Genomic DNA, 15,660 nt, shown 5'->3' on the forward strand with positions numbered 1-15,660 from the left:
TGTCGGGTGTCCGGAGGTTGCGGGCGTCCACGTCGCCGGTCGAGGTCGGGGGCCGCGCGGTGGCCCCGGCCGACCGGTGCCCGCGTGTCCTGGTCCGTCGTGGACGGCGGGAACGGTGCTGTTGGTCCGCCCGGCCGTACCGGCGCGGCGAGCACGCCAGCGGGCGCGGACCTCGCGGTGGTTCCTGCCGGCCATCAGTCGCCACAGCAGATCACCGGCCACGATCTACTCCCCGGACGGCCGACAGCATCGCGAGAAAAGCACACATAAAGCCCCTTGCGAAGACCGATTCATGACGTCATTACGACTTGGACGCGCAGTGCGATATCGACACCATAACTCTCCACCTACTCGGGGAGAGAGTTTTTCCCGCAGATCAGGAAATGCGCTTTCGTTGCATGAAAACTGTGATCCGCGCAATCAAATCCGCACAGCGGATGCTGTGACGTGCCATGATGTCCTGGTGCGCGATCGAGAGCGCACTGTCGGGGAACCGAACGGTCGGTAAGCCGTCGAGCCGTGGGGGCATAGACGACTTACCGGCCGTTCGCGTTGTCAACAATTTCATGTGCCGAAAGTGGGCGCATGCAGACCGTGCGTCGATTCCCGCATGAGCGCGTCGGCGCCGTCTGTGGATGGTGTTTGTGCGGACAAGTCGGCTACTCGGACTCGGCGCGCCGTTCAAGGGTGCTGTGGGCGGTGATGGCGACGAGCCGCTCGCCGATCCGGTAGCGGCGTCCGACCCGTCGAAGGGCGCCGCTGTCCTCCAGGACCTGTACGAGGCGGTGGACGGTGCTCAACGGCAGGCCGCTCAGTTCGCTGATCCGGGCCAGCGTCGTGGGCCCTGGTTGCGGAGCGATGGCTTCCAGCACACGCAGGCAGCGCTCCAGGTAGGAGTCGCGGTCCGATGCCATCGGCCGCGCCCGGTCACGCTTGTCACCGGTCATCGAATTGCTCCGATGCCGGGTCGGGTTGCCGATGCTCCAGGTGCTCCGCCTGGCTCTCTCGTGGTTGAGGGGATCGTGCGCTCGGCCGGGCGGGTCCTGGTCGGTGTCCGGACTTGTGTGCCCGCCACTTGCGGGAGGTCCGCTCGCCGATGCGCTTGCGCAGGTGGGGGCGGTTGTTCTGGGTCATGCCGACCGGTGAGGGTCCGAGTACCGCCAGCAGGTCCGAGGCCGCGTTGGAGTGGTACCCGACCGCGGTGATGGTGGCCTCATCGGGGATGACGCTGCGGCGATCGACCGCGAGCAGAGGTGCCACTACACGGTGTTCACCGCGCATCGTGCTCCGCTCCGCCGGGCGTCGGGCAGCCGGCCGTGACCACGCCGTCCAGTGGACGACCTGCCCGCTTCGGCGCGTCGCACACAGCGTCGGCCGGCGTGCCCGTGCGCTCCGCTCCGCGGTGGCGGGATGAGCAGCGTGCAGGTGTGATGGTGTCGCGTTGGGGTTGGTGACCGCGGTGCTCACCACTGTGTCCGCGCGGCGAAGGTCGGCACGGCCTGTAGCCCGGACCGAGGCGGGCGGGCCAGCAGTGCTCGCCAGTACACGATCTCCTCGGTGAGCACGGCGGGCCTGCCACCGTTGACCAGCGTCGCCCGCACCCGCAGGGCGGGCTGCTCCGGGTCGGGCTCGGTGCCCAGCACGGTGACGAAGTGGCAGGCACGGTGCGCGTCCCCGGCGAGGACCCCGATCGGGGTGGCGCCGTCGTGCAGGATCGCGCGTTGCGCCGCGCTCAGCCCCAGCCTGCCGAGGTGGACCAGCGAGGTGATCGCGGCCACCGGTTCGTCGTCGTGGCCGAGGGCGGGGACCAGGAACCCGTCGCGGCGCACGACTTCTTGCCCCGCCGGCAGGTCGAGCAGCAGCGCCTCGTCCTGATCGAGGGCGTGCACCTGGTCGGGTGCCCGCTGCGCACGCCTCAGGCCGTAGCCCATCCACCAGGACAGTGCGTCGGTGAAGCGGCCCGCGACCCGCAGGGCGCGGGCGAGGAGGTCGGCGCGGTCAAGCACCTCGTCTGTGACGACCGCGGACGCGGTAGGGATCACTGGCTGCCCTCTCTGTGTGGTGTGGCGTTCTCGGCAAGGCCGTGGTTCGCGCAGGCCGGCTCTCGGGGTGGTCAGGTGTGCTGGTGGCCGGCCGAGGCCGCGCTGGAGGTCAGGCCGCCTCCGATGTGGGCGTACTCCTCCCCCGGGCGGCAGGAGGCGCGCAGCGTCGTGACGGCGAGCAGTGCTTGCAGCACCGCCATGCCCGCCAGCGACAGCCGCACGTGCGGCTGTCGGACTGGCTACCGCCAGGGCGCCCCACAACAGCGCCAACCCGAACGCCTTGGTCACGCCCACCCACACCGCGGCACGGACACGGCGCCCTCGAAGCCGGGCGTGCATCGCGAGCAGGGATTCCGCGAGTTGCAGCACGGCCATCATCCCCAGCGCCACGCCCACGTGCGGGAACGCGCCGGCCGCCCCGAGTCCGCCCACAACACCGACAACCCGATCGACGTGGCCGTCTCGATGTGCTGGACAGCCGCCGCGGGCGATCGGTTCTGCGGGAACCGCAGGTCCGGTCGTTCGCCACGGGGCGGTGTTCGCACGCGGAGACGCTTCGCCCCGTAGCCTTCCGCGCGGCCATCAGCAGTCGTCATGTGGGTGTCGAGCGTGGCCGTGGCGGTGGCGCCGTGTATGGCGGCGTCGGCGCGGGACACGGTGGAACTCCTGCCTGGGAATCGGCGGTGGTGGGAAGGGTGTGGCCCGCCCTCCCGGGAAGAGAGGGCGGGCCACGCGCTGAGGGGCGGTCACCCGGTGACCGGGTGCCGGGCGACGACGACCGCCGGTGCCGGTGCGACGACCACGCTGGTCGTCGGCGATCCGGTCGGCTGGCTGCTCGGTACCGGGCTGTCCGGTGCTGTCGTCGACGGCGGAGCGGTCGGCGGGATGGTCGTCGGCCGCGGCGTCGTGGTGGTCGGCTTGGGGGTGGTCGGCTTGGGGGTGGTGGTCGTGGGTTCGGGAGGGGTGATGGTCGGGTTCGTCGTCGTGGTGGTCGGTGGGATGCTCACGCCCGCTGCTTCGGCGGACGCGCCGGCGGTGGTCAGCAGGGTGGTGGTGCCGGCGACGAGCGCACCGGCTGCCACGCCGGCCAGGAGAAGTCGGACGGACAGTGTGATGGACACGGTTTCTCCCTGTGTGTCAATGACTTTCGAGTGGGTGAGGTCTGTTCTGGCGGGCGGTCAGCGGATCATCACGGGTGTTCCCGCGGGCACGGGATTGCCGTTGTAGGTGGTGGTCAGGGTGCGCAGTGCGTCGGCAGGAACGCGGACGCAGCCGTCGGAGCCGGCGGTGCCGAAGACGGTCGGGTCGGGCCAGCCGTGCACGCCGACGGTGCCCGGTCCTCCCCCGTAGGTGGTGTGGGTGTCGGAGTGCGCGCCCAAGGCCAGCAGGACCGGCGTGTAGGTGGCGGTGGGGTCGTGGATCGTCGCGATCACGAACGTCCGCCCCGCGGGGGTGATCGAGTCCGCGGCGCCGATCCCGACTGTCCACCGGCCGATGTCACGGCCGTTGCGGTGCAGCGCCAGGGTGAAGCTCGCCCGGTCGACGCTGATCAGGTAGGGCGTCGTGGCGAGGGTGATCTCCGGTCCCAGGTGCAGCCAGGCCACGCTGGTGTTGGGTCGTGACGGCAGGGCGACCAGGATCCAGCCCGGTCGTCGCTCCAGCACCGGCAACCACGTGTCGACCTGAGCGCGCGTCGGTTCGATGCCGAGCGGCTGCGTGCCGGGCACTGCCGCGACGGGTTCGCCACCCGGTGCCGCGTATGCCACGACGGTGCGGGTGGGGTGCGCCACCGTGCCGTCGGGCACCTGCTCGGGGGACGGATCGCGTGGTGCGCCCGGGATCTCGGTGAAGGTGTCGACTTGAGGCAAGCGGGCGAGCTGCTCCTCGGACACCGGGCGAGGCTGTGGTGGAGCCACATCGTCGACCGTCACGTCGACGGCGCGGTCCGCGTGTCGGCCGACCGAGGGGCCGGGGACGGATTGGCCGTGTCCCCGGTCCTCGGCGGTGGTGAGAGCGAGTGCGGCCACGGTCAGGACGGACAGCGCGAGCCCGCCGAGGGCGATGCCTCGGGTGCGGCGCGTGGCCGTGTTCGCGGGTGTACTCGTCCTGCCGTGGCGCACGGTGGTCACCTCCTGGGTGGTGAGTGGGCGGTCACGTGGATGCGGGTGGGTGTGGTGCGCCGGACGTCCCCGACGACGGCGGTGCACCGGTTCTGGTCGACCAGCGGGTTCGGTGTCGCGGGGTGTGTCAGCAGCCGCGGCCGTTGTAGTAGGCGTAGGTGATCAGTCCGCCCTGGAGCGTGGAGTGGCTGGACAGGTTGGTCGTGCCCGGCCACACGCAGATCGAGCGCGTGGACCCCGCTCCCCACCAGAACTCGACGTTGATCGAGATCTTTCCCGAGCCGCAGTGGACGTAGTAGGAGTTCCGGTTGGGGGCGTACCAGCCGCACGCCTGGGCCGTCACCGCGTCGGTGCCCGCCTGGGCACGCGCCGGGCCGGCGAGGTCGACTCCGCCCTGGATCTGCGAACCGGGGGTGGACACCGTGCCGATGCGGCTCTGGGGGGCGGGTTCGGCCGGTGCCGAGTAGGGCGGCTGGAAGAGTTCCTTCGGGGAGGGGTGCACCTGGATCTGGGAGTACGAGCCGTTCTCGCCGGCGGGTCCGTAGGGGCCGCCCATGGTGATCTGCGCCGAGGCGCTTCCGGCGGTGACGGCCATCGTCAGGCCGAGCGCCAGGCCGGCGATGCCGAGCAGGCGCATGACGAACGTGCGTGTCATCGGTTTCCTCTGCTACTCGATGGGGATGGTGTGCCGCGCCGCTCGCCGTGCTCCCAGGGGGATAGGGGCTTGGGCGGCGGCGTGGCACACCCCGCCGGTCGGGAGTGACCGGCGGTCCTGTGCTCACCTGCCATCCGGCGGTGAGACTCCGACCCGCATGACGGGCCGGTGGTCTGTGGTTGTGTCACCGGGCGGGGCGCGTGGCGCGCAGACCGACACCCGACAAAGGCGAAGTTGTTGCCGTAGAGGAGGTTCAGCGTTCGCTTGAGGTCAGGCTGTGTGCCCAGAAGGCACGGATCGGGCCACAGGAAGTGGCGCCCACGGGTGGGATGTGACCGGTGGCCTCGATGTCCTGGCTCACCGGGCGGGTACCGGCTCGTGCCTGGTGTTCACCGTCGTCGGCGGCCGTGCCCGTGAGCTGGAAACGCTGTCCGCCGGGTAGCTCCAGCACCACGCATCCAGGCTGTCGAGCGGTCCACTCGACCTGCCCGGCGACGGTGATCACCGATCCGCGTGCCTGCGGTGGCGGAATCACCACCGAGGTCATCGCCTGCGCATCGGAGTGCTCCGCCTGCGCGGACTCCGGCACGACGACGTCCTGCGTCTGCGGGGTCGCACAAGCGCCCGCCACCACCAGGCCGCTCGACACCCCCAGCACGGCGCAGGCGCGCCGGTAACGCCTCACCGCAGGTCGCCTTCGTCGACCGGGACGCGCACGTCCCGGAACATCGACTCCGGCAGCGGGAGCGTCTCCTCCCGGGATCGCCACAGCGAGGCCGAGTGGATCGTTCCCGCGGCCGTGATCAGGGAGTTCGGCTGCCCCATCCGCGGCGCCAGGTCGTCGAGGACGGCACGGGCGGTGTCGGCTGTGAAGTCCCGGCCGAGCAGCCAGATCCTCATCGGCAGTCCCGCTCCGCGCAGGACGGCGTAGATCTCCCGGGTGGCGGGCAGGTAGCCCAGCACCCACTGACCGCACCGATCCGGTTGCAGGGCGGCGGACAGGTCGTCATCGTCGCCGTCGCGTCGCCATGCCCAGCCCCACTCCTCGGCCCCGTCCAGGACGGACACGCCCAGTCCGGTGGTCGTGGCCCGCCGGGGATCGAGGGCGAGGAACGTGGTCTCGTCGTCGAAGACGACCACCTGGGCGGGCACGTCCGGAGAGCGGCGCCAACCCTCCGCCGCGGCCCGCAGCGCCCCGGCGGGCGGGTCCAACCCGATCACGAACTCGCGGAGGTCCTCGATCAGGGCACGCGCGTGCTCCATGTCCCGCACGGCCTGGGTGTGCTCGGCCACCGCCTGCTCCAGCCCGCCGCCATCCGGTTGTCGTGCGGACCGGGTTGTCGTGATGCTTCGCTGCGCGGAGTCGAGGCGTTGCAGCGCCTCGGCCGACTCCCGTCGCAGCGCCGCCTCCAGCAGCAGCAGGTCATCGGCGGCGTCCGCGGTCAGCGTCTGCTGCGTCTCGTCGCCGATCAGACGGTCGGTGAGCGCCGGCGGTACGGGGTCGGCCCGGTGCCCGAGCAGCACCAGCAGTCGCCCCTCCACGGTGTGCCGCCACCGCGCTCGACGTGTTTCCACTGATTTCCCCCTGTCATCCACCTTGTCTGTTGGCAGGTGGCGTTCGATCGCGTTGCCCGTCCTTCGTGCGACAGCCGTCCCCCTGGCAGTCCACGAGCGATTCACTTACCGATCACGGGGCAGGCGGCCCTGTGAAGACGTTCCGCGTCGAGAACGGATCACAGATGACGACCGCACCCTTCCGGATCGCCGGCAACAACCAACACCGTTGCCGCTAAAACAATGACACAGACCCTCGCGTCACGTCACGAGAAAAACGCAAAATGAACCAAACAAGCGTTCTACCTGCCGTGATACGTCACTGACGACACGCGACGCCTTTCTCTTGATGGAATGTTTCCACACTATGAAAGCCGCGTGTTCCGCCGAGCGAAAACACATCCGAGCATCATGTCCGACCGACTTTTCGGGTGGTGAAATAATTCCCAACCCGCTTCGGTTCGGCTACGGTATCGAGCGCACGACCGGCGTCCCCCTCGCTTGTCGACGTTGTCATACGACGAAATCCGAAGAGGACAGCCATGCGCACTACGACTTCGAAAGCCATACATCCGTCTGCTCGATGCGCGGTCGCCTCACGCCCTGTGATCGTCGGGCACTGCTCGGGTCTGCGAGGGCGGGGATGACCGTGACCGACAGGGTTCTCACGGGCTGCGGAGCCCGGTTGTTCCTCCTGGTCACGGGGACCGTGTCCATGGGGGTGGGCATCGCGCTGCTGGTGCGCGCGAAGCTGGGTCTACTGCCGTTGGACGTGCTCCACACGGCGATCAGCCGGCACACCGGCTGGACGATGGGCGGCGCGTTCCTCGCCGTGCAGGCGGTCCTGCTGCTGGTCTACCTGCCGCTGCGGATGCGCCCCGGCGCGGGGACCGTCATCGCCGCGACGGTGCCCGCGGTCGTGTGCGACACGGTCTTGGCGCTGCTGCCGGAACCGGTCCTGGGGTGGCGGGTGGTACTGCTGCCGGTCGGCGGCGCGGTGTTCGCGGCGGGTATCGCCCTGTACCTCGGGGCCGGGATGGGTGCGCTGCCGCGTGACGGCCTGATGCTGGAGCTGCACCGTCGCCGGCCGTGGATGCGCCCGGCGGTGATCCGCGTCGTCGCCGACACCGGCTGCCTGCTCGCGGGCTGGCTCGCCCTGGGACCGGTCACCGCGGTCGTCGACGGCACCGTGGGCTTTGGGTCGCTGCTGCTGGCCGGTGTGCTCGGGCCGGGCATCGCGGCCCTGCTGCGCCGGACGAGCCGGTCGGCCACGACACCCGCGCCCTGCGACGCCGGCGGGTCGCTGCACGCTTCTCCCCCGCCGGAGCCGCTCACCGAACCCCGTCGACGCACAGGCACCGACCCGGCCGGGCGGAACCGTTCGCGGCCTGGCCGGACGCGGAGGTCCGGCATGCCGGGCGGGGATCTCACCCACCACCTCAAGCGCTGACATCCCGTCGCGCTTCCCGATCTGCAAGTAGGTGTTTCGGATCAGTGGAACAAGGCGTGAGCGACGGGTGGGCGAGCCGGCCGGTCAGCGGGGTAAGAGGTGCTCGTGGCTCGGCCGCGCGGGCACGGCGTCGTCGAGCCTCAGGTTCTCGACGGGGTCGAGCAACGGCCATCACCACCGGTCCGTTCCGCCCGGGATCGTCGCCCGGGCAGTGGAGCGGACCGCGTCCGGCCCGGCTGTGGACCCCGGCGGTGGACAACGCCCGTGCGGGGTCGTCGGCCACACGCGGGGCCACTACGGCTGTGCCCCTCCCGTACGGCGGGTGCGGGCGGCCTTCGGGTTGATCCCGTAGACGGTCAACGCGGCCCTTCGGGCAAGGGGATCACGCGACCCGGGGCCCACGAGGGCGCGATCCGGTGCCCGGTCGGTCCCTCAGCGGCGGGTGAACCGGCGGTACTGCCGGGCCACCAGGTCGGCGGATGCGGCGACGTCGAGGAACATCAGCGAGTCCACCCGGCACGCGCAGGGGTTGCGCTCGGCTGTGCCCTGCGGGAAGCTCCCGCCGATCTTGATACCCCTCGGGTCGGTGGGCGAGGCCCCGGTCCCGTCGACCTGCCACGGGTCCCCCGGTGTGGTGTAGGACCCCGGCAGGGCCCGGCCGTCGCGGTAGAGCGCCATCTCGCCCGTGGTGAAGTCGAACGTGGCGGCCAAGTGCACCCAGCGGTTCGGCGGCAGCACCTCACGCCAGTCCAGGTCCGCGGCGTAGGTCTGCGACGCGCCGCCGTCGACCCGGCGCCCGAGGGCGACCAGCCGCAGTTCCCCGTCCACCTCGAACGCCTCGATCAGCGCCCGGACGGCGTGCCCGTCGGAGTCGCCGCTGAGCAGGCCCGCCAACCCGACCGCGCCGTGGCCCGGGGCGGGGTTCCCGCCGGTGGTCTTGAACCAGCCCATGATGGTGATCCCGTCAACGCCGTTGAACGCACTCAACGACTCGGCGCCGTCCGGGTCCCACACCCCGGCCTTCCAGTCGTCGTTCGCACCGGGCCGCGGACCCAGTTCCAGTGCTTTGCCGCCGCCCCGGAAGGCGCTGTCGTCCACGCGCATCCGATCGCCGCCGTTGACCAGGTCGAGCAGGGTTCGCGACCGACCGAGGTCGAGTTCTCGGGCGCCGTCGACGGGGAACGGGTGCTCGAAGTCGTAGTGCGCGACCAAGTGGCGGGCGACGCCGAGGGCCACCTCGGGTCGCGGGGCCTCCCGCGTGCCGACGACCTTCCAGACCCGGCCGTCGGCCTTGGTCACCAGGTACAGCTCACCGGCCGCGTCCGTGCCGAACCACAGGTCCACCCGCCCGTCGCCGACGAAGGCGGACATCCGCCGCTCGTTGCCCCGGGTGTCGAACAGCGCCGGCTCGTGCAGCCGCGCGGCGGGCCTGCCGCGCTTCATCTCGGACACCTCGGTGTGGAAGACGCGGCCGTCCACCAGGTCGCCGAAGACGTACTTGCCGCGCAGCCGCGGCACGGCGCGGCCCCGGTAGACCTGACCGCCGGAGATGGCGTGACCGCTGTCCTGCGTGCACGGCCACCCGGCCGGCGGGTCGTGGTCGTAGGCCGCCACCGGGTAGGTGTAGCCGTACCGGTCGTCGTCGGCCGGGAGCGGGTACAGGTGGCACTCGTCGCCGCGGCGGTAGGTGAACGCGCCCTCCCGCTCGCTCCAGCCGAGGTTGTCACCCGCGCGGACCTCGTACACCGCCTCGATCGAGTGCTGGCCGATGTGCTCGAGGTAGAGCGCGTGCTCGCCGCCGCGGTCCCAGGTGAAGCGATGCGGGTCGCGCATGCCGTAGGCGTAGATCAGCACTTCCCTATTAGTGCTGCGTTCCTCAATGATGCCGTATGTTAATCGTCGATCAAGGTCGATCGACGAGGAGCTGCACGTGCCGAAAGTGCTGGTAGCGCGATTACCGATCGACGTGGCGGAGGAGCGGGCGATCCGGAAACTGGCCGGAGCCCGACACGCCCCCGGTGACTGGATCCGGCGTGCGAGGATCGTGGTGGCCAGCTGGAAGGGCGGGTCGACCAAGGACATCGCGGCCGAGGTCGGATGTCACCCGCAGACCGTGCGTGAGTGGCTGCACCGGTTCAACATCAACGGATTGGACGGCCTGGGCGACCGTCCGGGAGCGGGGCGCCGCCCTCGGTTGACCGAGGACGAGCGCAGCCGGATCGTGGCGATGGCGCGTACCCGGCAGCCGCCGGGCCGACTCACCCGGCAGTCCGACGGCACCCTGGACGCCGAGCGGGAAGGCGGTCCGGCGCACTGGACGCTGGACTCGCTGAGCGAGGCCCTGCAAGCCGACGGCATCACGGTCGGACGCAGCCAGATCCGCCGCATCCTGCTCGCCGAAGGCGTCCGGTGGCGTCGGACCCGTTCCTGGACCACGAGCAACGACCCGGAGTTCGTCCCAAAAGGACGCACATCGTCGGGCTCTACACCGATCCGCCGGAGAACGCGACCGTAGTCTGCGCCGACGAGCTCGGCCCCGTCATCCCCCGCACCTTCCCGCCCGCGCCCGGCTGGTCCGGTGACGGACACCGCATCAAAGCACTCCTGGACTACTCCCGCGGACCGGAGAAGACCTGGGTCTACGGCGCCGTCCGCGTACATGACGGCCAGGCCGTCACCCTCACCGCCTCGTCACGCAACAGCCTTTACTACCAACAGTTCCTGGAGATGCTGGAACAGGCCAATCCGGTCGGCGACATCCACGTGATCACCGACAACCTCTCCAGCCACAACAGCAAGTCCACCCGCGAATGGCTGCTCGACCACCCCCGCATCAAACACGCGTTCATCCCCGTCGGAGCCTGCTGGCTCAACCTCCAGGAACCCTGGTGGCGACTGTTCCGTCGAGAGGCCCTGGCCGGACAGAGCTTCGCCGACCCCAGGGAGATCGACCAGGCCACGCAACAGGCCACGGCCGCCCTCAACGCCCGCGCAAAGCCCTGGGTATGGGGACGCCCGGCGCACAAACCGAGGAAGCTACGACGCCGTTTTATCTACCACCTTTGAGGAACGCAGCATTAGTACTCCAGCGGCACTTCGTGATCATGTTCTGGTAGCTTGTCGATCTTGTGTTGGTCGATGAGGACGTCCAGGCGTGGGTGAGCGGCTTGGACGAGTTGTTCGGGCGGGTGGCGGGACGGTTTCTGCGGGTGGAGCCGCGTCGGCGGGCTCGGGCGTATGTGCGGGGGCTGTTGGCTCCGATCGCGGGCAAGAACGGCTGGACGTTGGCGGAGGTGGCCGGTGAGGCGACCCCGGACGGGATGCAGCGGTTGCTCAACGCCGCGACGTGGGACGTCGACGGGGTCCGCGACGATGCCCGTGACTACGCGGTGGAGCACCTGGCCGACGCCGATGGTGTGCTGGTGGTGGACGAGACCGGATTCCTGAAGAAGGGCAGCAGGTCGGCCGGAGTGCAGCGGCAGTACTCCGGCACCGCCGGTCGGATCGAGAACTGTCAGCTGGGCGTGTTCCTCGCTTACGCCACTGGCAAGGGCCGGACGCTGATCGACCGGGAGCTGTACCTGCCCAAGTCCTGGATCGCGGATCGGGAGCGGTGTCGGGAGGCGGCGGTGCCCGACACCGTGGAGTTCGCGACCAAGCCCGTGCTCGCCCGCGCGATGCTGGCCCGGGCGTTGGACGCCGGCGTGCCGGCCCGTTGGGTGACCGCGGACGAGGCATATGGCGGCGACTCGAAATTCCGGGCCTGGCTTGAAGATCGACGTATCGCCTACGTGGTGGCCGTGCCGAGCAGTCAGACCATCCCGGCCACCGCGGGCGCCACCCGCGCCGACCACCTGACCGCCGACGCCCCGGAAGCGGCGTGGAAGCGCCGCAGCTGCGGCCAGGGCGCCAAGGGGCCACGCCTGTTCGACTGGGCGGTGGCCTCGTTACCCGTCTACGACGACACCACCCCGCCGGGCTGGCGGCGGTGGCTGTTGATCCGCCGTTCCCTGGCACCCAATCGTCGTGGCGAGCACGAGTTGGCCTACTACTTGTGTTGCGCCCCAACGGGGACCCTCGATGACGACCTGATCCGGGTGGCGGGCATGCGGTGGGCTGTCGAGGACTGCTTCCAGACCGCCAAGACCGAGGTCGGCCTGGACCAGTACCAGGTCCGCCGCTACGACGCCTGGTACCGCCACATCACCCTCGCGATGCTCGCCCACACCTACCTCGCCGTCACCGCCGCCATCGCGCCAAAAGCCCTGGCAGCGGCCTCATCCCGGTCACCCTCGGCGAGGTCAGGCGTCTCCTGGCACACCTGATCACCACCATCCCGGACCGCGTCTTCACTTGGACCTGGTCCCACTGGCGCAGACGCCACCAACACCGCGCCAAACAAGCCCACTACCAGCGAAGACAGGCCCTATACAACGAAGTGCCGCTGGAGTATTAGATCTGGTCTCAAAACTCGGCGTGTCGCTAGGTGAACCAACGGCCCGCCCCTGGCTCCGCACCGCCCGCCCGTGGGCCCGGCCCGACGGACCGGAAGTCCGTCAGAGAGACTGGGGGCCAGTGCCCGCCCTCTCGACCTGGAGCCTTTGATGCCGCAAGGGACCGTCCGTTGGTTCGACGCCGAACGTGGTTTCGGCTTCCTCGCGCCCGAAGACGGCTCGCCGGACGTGTTCGTGCACGCCTCCGAGATCGTCGAGGACGGCGGCGCGAAAGTGCTCCGCGAGGGTCAGGCCGTGGTGTTCGAGGTCGGCGAGAACAACCGCGGGCCCCAGGCGCTGCGCGTTCGCGTCACCGCCGATGCGGCCACCGGCAGCGCCGTGGGCCTGCTCGGCACCGTCAACTGGTACGAGCCGGGCAAGGGGTACGGCTTCGCGTCGCCGGACGGCGGCGGCGCCGACATCTTCGTGCACAGCTCCGCCATCGTGACCGGCGGCGTGGTCACCGAGGGGCAGCGGGTGGCATTCCTGATCGTCGAAGGCGAGCGCGGCCCGCAGGCCGGGCACGTGATCCCGCTGGGAGCAGGGGCCGGCTCACCCGCTGCGGCTGGTATCTCGGACGGTGCCGACGGCACGGTGGCCTGGTACGACGAGGACAAGGGCTTCGGCTTCATCAACCCCGACTCCGGCGCCGGGGACATCTTCGTTCACGCCCAGGCCCTGGCCGAGGGGCTGACGTGGCTCGCGGAAGGCGACCGCGTCGCCTACGAGGTGGCTCGTGGAGACAAGGGCCCGCAGGCCCGCGACGTGCACCTGGTCCGGAGCGCCGAGCCCCAGACGGCGCCGCAGCGGTCGGCACCTGCCGCGGCCGCAGGGCCGGCCGCGCGGGACGTGCCCGTACGAGGCGGCGAGGGCGTCGTCGCGCGCTACGACGGCGACCGCGGCTTCGGCTTCATCACCCCGGACGCAGGCGGCGACGATCTCTTCGCCCACGCGTCCGTGATCATGGGGTCGGAGCCGCTGCAGAAGGGTGACCGGGTCCGGTACGCGGTGCGTCAGAGCGACCGGGGCCCGCAGGCCGACCGCATCGAACGCCTCTGAAGAGGCGGCCCCACCGATGGCTGATCACTTCCCGACGGGAGTGCTCGTTCATCCCCGTCGATGGTGCCGTCAGCAACGCGGCTGCAGCCTCCTCCAGGAGATCGATCTCCCTCGTGGTGACGGGGCCCCGTGCCGACCCGAGGACCTGCTCCGCGCTCAGAAGCTCACCAGTCACCCCACCCAACGACACAGAGCCACCGATGTATCCCCAACGAGTGAATGGATGCGTTAGACCTGGTCGCAGAGCTCGATCTTTATGAGCCGGCGGACGTTGATCACGGTGCAGGCCGGCGTGAGTAGCGCCGGCGTGGTGCGTTCGGTCCGGTCGTAGCGCAGCCCGAGGCGTTTGAACCGTAGCAGCCAGGAGATGGTGCGTTCGACGACCCAATCGAAGAATGCGCCGAGTGCGACTCACACCGTTGCCCGGCCGTCCGCCTCCCAGACGGCCGCGCGCTCTGCCAGTCCTGCTGGAAGAGCCGACGGTCCATGCACACATGCGTGTCTTGCGGGAAGACGGCTGCCGCAGCCCTCATCGACGAGAAGGGCGCCTACTGCCACTTGTGCTACACCCGGCATCGGCGTCCGCGACGGACCTGCGGCCGCCTCGGCAAGATCGCCCGCAACGCTCACGGCGATCAGCCCGACCTCTGCGACAGCTGCTACCGAGGACCGGAACGGACCTGCTCACGTTGCGGACGGGTACGACCTTGCCAACGGATCACCTCCGGCGAGCCGATTTGCCACACCTGCTACGCCCGTGACGAGCGTCCCCGCATGACCTGCGCTCGCTGCGAACGCGACAAGCCCGTCATGACCTACTGGCCGATCGGACCGGTCTGCCAGAGCTGTTACACCGCCATCGTCCGGTCCCCAGCCGAATGTTCCCGCTGCTACGAGCGTCACCCGCTCATCGCCCGGGACGCCAGCGGGGCCGGGCTCTGCGGTCCCTGCGCAGGGCATGACGTCGACTACAGCTGTCGGCAGTGCGGACGGTCCGGAAACCCTTACGGGCACGGACGTTGCGCCCACTGCGTCCTCGCCGACAAGGTCAACGACCTGCTCTCCGGTCCAGACGGGACCATTCCAGGTCAACTCCAGCCGCTCGCGGACGGCCTCACCAGCACTCACGCGCCGTTCAAGGCCATCCAGTGGGTTCACGAGCATCCGAACGCCCGATTGCTGGCCGCGTTCGTCACCGAAGGCCGCCCGATCAGTCACTACCTGCTGGACGAGCTGCCGCCCGGTGCCGCTCTTCAGCATCTCCGGCAGATGATGGTGCAGACCGGGGTGCTCCCCGAACGACACGAGGATTTCGAGCGTGTTCCGGCCTGGTTGGAGCACCACCTGGCCGACAAGTCGGTCGAGCACGCCAACCTCGTCCGCCCGTTCCTGCACTGGCACCTGCTGCGCCGAGCCCGAAGCCGGGCGGGCAAACGCGCTTTCCCCACCACCGTCGGCCGTGATCTCCGCCGCCGGATCCTGGTTGCCCTCGACCTTTTGGCCTGGATCAACGCCCAGGAAACCACCTTGGCAGACCTCCGCCAGGACGACCTCGACCGATGGCTTGACGAGGAAAACACCCAGCGCCGCAACCGGGTCCGCTACTTCCTCGGCTGGACCGCTGACCGCGGCCTCAGCCGCCGGCTCACCGTTCCTTCCATCCCGCACCAGGAACCCGCTGACCTACTCGACGACGACGAACGCTGGCAACTCGTGCAGCGCTGCCTGACCGACGAGACCCTTCCCATCGAGGCCCGGGCGGCCGGAGCGCTCATCATCCTGTTCGCCCTCCAAGCCCAGCGGATCCGGCACCTCACCGCAGATCAGCTCACCGAGAAGGGAGACGACACCTACCTGACGGCGGGCCGTCACCCGATCCTGCTGCCGCCGCGACTCGGCGCTCTGCTCCGTGGCCTGGCCTCCCGGCCGCCGACCCCGCTCATGATCCCCCACGGCCCGAACACACCCAGGTGGCTGTTCCCCGGCCGCGTTCCCGGGCAACCAATCGATGGGCACAGCCTCACCAACCTGCTCAACCGCCACGGCATCAGCGCCCGGACCGCCCGTAACGGCGCCCTCGCCGCCCTCGCCGCCGACCTCTCGGCCGCTATCCTCGCCGACCTCCTCGGCCTTCACGTCAACACCGCAGTCCGCTGGGTCACCTACGCCCGCCGAGACTGGGCCGACTACCTTGCCGCACGAACCGCCGAACAAGTGTCAGGCGGTGGCGATTCTGACCTCCGCCAGGCTCGTGACCAGGGGTTGCGCCAGTCGTGGTGACCGGGGT

15 protein-coding genes and 2 pseudogenes are annotated in these 15,660 nt (G+C 70.1%); 6 read left to right on the forward strand and 11 right to left on the reverse strand.

Translation table 11 applies throughout. The features are described 5' to 3' along the window. Positions 1-659: 659 nt before the first annotated feature. From ACR807_RS22645 to ACR807_RS22685, 9 genes and pseudogenes are all read right to left on the reverse strand, one after another. On the reverse strand, positions 660-947 hold the full coding sequence (locus tag ACR807_RS22645) for a helix-turn-helix domain-containing protein (protein WP_438923384.1): 288 nt from the start codon (positions 945-947) through the stop codon (positions 660-662). Further along, positions 937-1,227, reverse strand: a pseudogene (locus ACR807_RS22650) (GP88 family protein); the annotation flags it as partial. The gene ACR807_RS22645 and the pseudogene ACR807_RS22650, both read right to left, overlap by 11 nt. 236 nt (positions 1,228-1,463) lie before the next feature. Continuing rightward, positions 1,464-2,042, reverse strand: coding sequence for a hypothetical protein (locus tag ACR807_RS22655; RefSeq protein WP_438923385.1), 579 nt, complete (start codon positions 2,040-2,042; stop codon positions 1,464-1,466). A 71-nt stretch (positions 2,043-2,113) separates the two neighbouring features. Beyond that, on the reverse strand, positions 2,114-2,263 hold the full coding sequence (locus ACR807_RS22660; RefSeq protein ID WP_438923386.1) for a hypothetical protein: 150 nt from the start codon (positions 2,261-2,263) through the stop codon (positions 2,114-2,116). Positions 2,264-2,788: 525 nt separating this feature from the next. Continuing rightward, positions 2,789-3,163, reverse strand: a complete 375-nt coding sequence (locus tag ACR807_RS22665) for a hypothetical protein (protein WP_438923387.1) — start codon at positions 3,161-3,163, stop codon at positions 2,789-2,791. Between the two features lie 57 nt (positions 3,164-3,220). Beyond that, a complete protein-coding gene (locus tag ACR807_RS22670; RefSeq protein ID WP_438923388.1) occupies positions 3,221-4,171 on the reverse strand; it encodes a L,D-transpeptidase in 951 nt (316 codons plus the stop codon). A 118-nt stretch (positions 4,172-4,289) separates the two neighbouring features. Further along, positions 4,290-4,817, reverse strand: coding sequence for a DUF6355 family natural product biosynthesis protein (locus tag ACR807_RS22675; RefSeq protein ID WP_438923389.1), 528 nt, complete (start codon positions 4,815-4,817; stop codon positions 4,290-4,292). Between the two features lie 253 nt (positions 4,818-5,070). Then, positions 5,071-5,502, reverse strand: a complete 432-nt coding sequence (locus ACR807_RS22680) for a hypothetical protein (RefSeq protein WP_438923390.1) — start codon at positions 5,500-5,502, stop codon at positions 5,071-5,073. Next, complete coding sequence (locus ACR807_RS22685; protein WP_438923391.1) at positions 5,499-6,392, reverse strand: hypothetical protein; 894 nt, start codon at positions 6,390-6,392, stop codon at positions 5,499-5,501. The genes ACR807_RS22680 and ACR807_RS22685 overlap by 4 nt, the downstream gene beginning before the upstream one ends. 628 nt (positions 6,393-7,020) lie before the next feature. Between ACR807_RS22685 and ACR807_RS22690 the strand changes: the two genes are divergently transcribed. Continuing rightward, on the forward strand, positions 7,021-7,821 hold the full coding sequence (locus tag ACR807_RS22690) for a YczE/YyaS/YitT family protein (protein ID WP_438923392.1): 801 nt from the start codon (positions 7,021-7,023) through the stop codon (positions 7,819-7,821). Positions 7,822-8,253: 432 nt separating this feature from the next. On the opposite strand, the gene ACR807_RS22695 is transcribed toward ACR807_RS22690, so the two are convergent. After that, positions 8,254-9,675 carry a LamG-like jellyroll fold domain-containing protein gene (locus ACR807_RS22695; RefSeq protein ID WP_438923393.1) on the reverse strand — a complete coding sequence of 474 codons (1,422 nt, stop codon included), beginning with the start codon at positions 9,673-9,675 and terminating at the stop codon, positions 8,254-8,256. 76 nt (positions 9,676-9,751) lie between these two features. Here ACR807_RS22695 and ACR807_RS22700 point away from each other — a divergent pair, with 76 nt between their 5' ends. The 4 genes from ACR807_RS22700 (at position 9,752) to ACR807_RS22715 (ending at position 13,373) form a co-directional block, all read left to right on the forward strand. Then, positions 9,752-10,336, forward strand: coding sequence for a helix-turn-helix domain-containing protein (locus tag ACR807_RS22700; protein ID WP_438923394.1), 585 nt, complete (start codon positions 9,752-9,754; stop codon positions 10,334-10,336). Then, positions 10,231-10,887 carry an IS630 family transposase gene (locus ACR807_RS22705; protein ID WP_438923395.1) on the forward strand — a complete coding sequence of 219 codons (657 nt, stop codon included), beginning with the start codon at positions 10,231-10,233 and terminating at the stop codon, positions 10,885-10,887. The genes ACR807_RS22700 and ACR807_RS22705 overlap by 106 nt, the downstream gene beginning before the upstream one ends. Before the next feature lie 62 nt (positions 10,888-10,949). Further along, entirely contained in the window at positions 10,950-12,146 is a 1,197-nt protein-coding gene (locus ACR807_RS22710) for an IS701 family transposase (protein ID WP_438923396.1), read from the forward strand. A gap of 279 nt (positions 12,147-12,425) precedes the next feature. Further along, positions 12,426-13,373: a cold-shock protein gene (locus tag ACR807_RS22715; protein ID WP_438923398.1), complete on the forward strand. Its 948-nt coding sequence runs from the start codon at positions 12,426-12,428 to the stop codon at positions 13,371-13,373. 228 nt (positions 13,374-13,601) lie between these two features. Here ACR807_RS22715 and ACR807_RS22720 read toward each other — a convergent pair. Next, positions 13,602-13,760: pseudogene (locus tag ACR807_RS22720) on the reverse strand (IS5/IS1182 family transposase); the annotation flags it as partial. Between the two features lie 387 nt (positions 13,761-14,147). On the opposite strand from ACR807_RS22720, the gene ACR807_RS22725 reads away from it, so the two are divergent. After that, positions 14,148-15,653: a hypothetical protein gene (locus tag ACR807_RS22725; protein WP_438923397.1), complete on the forward strand. Its 1,506-nt coding sequence runs from the start codon at positions 14,148-14,150 to the stop codon at positions 15,651-15,653. The last annotated feature ends 7 nt before the right edge of the window (positions 15,654-15,660 follow it).

The sequence above is a fragment of the Saccharothrix sabaoui genome, from assembly GCF_051756985.1.
Taxonomy (GTDB): Bacteria; Actinomycetota; Actinomycetes; order Mycobacteriales; family Pseudonocardiaceae; genus Actinosynnema.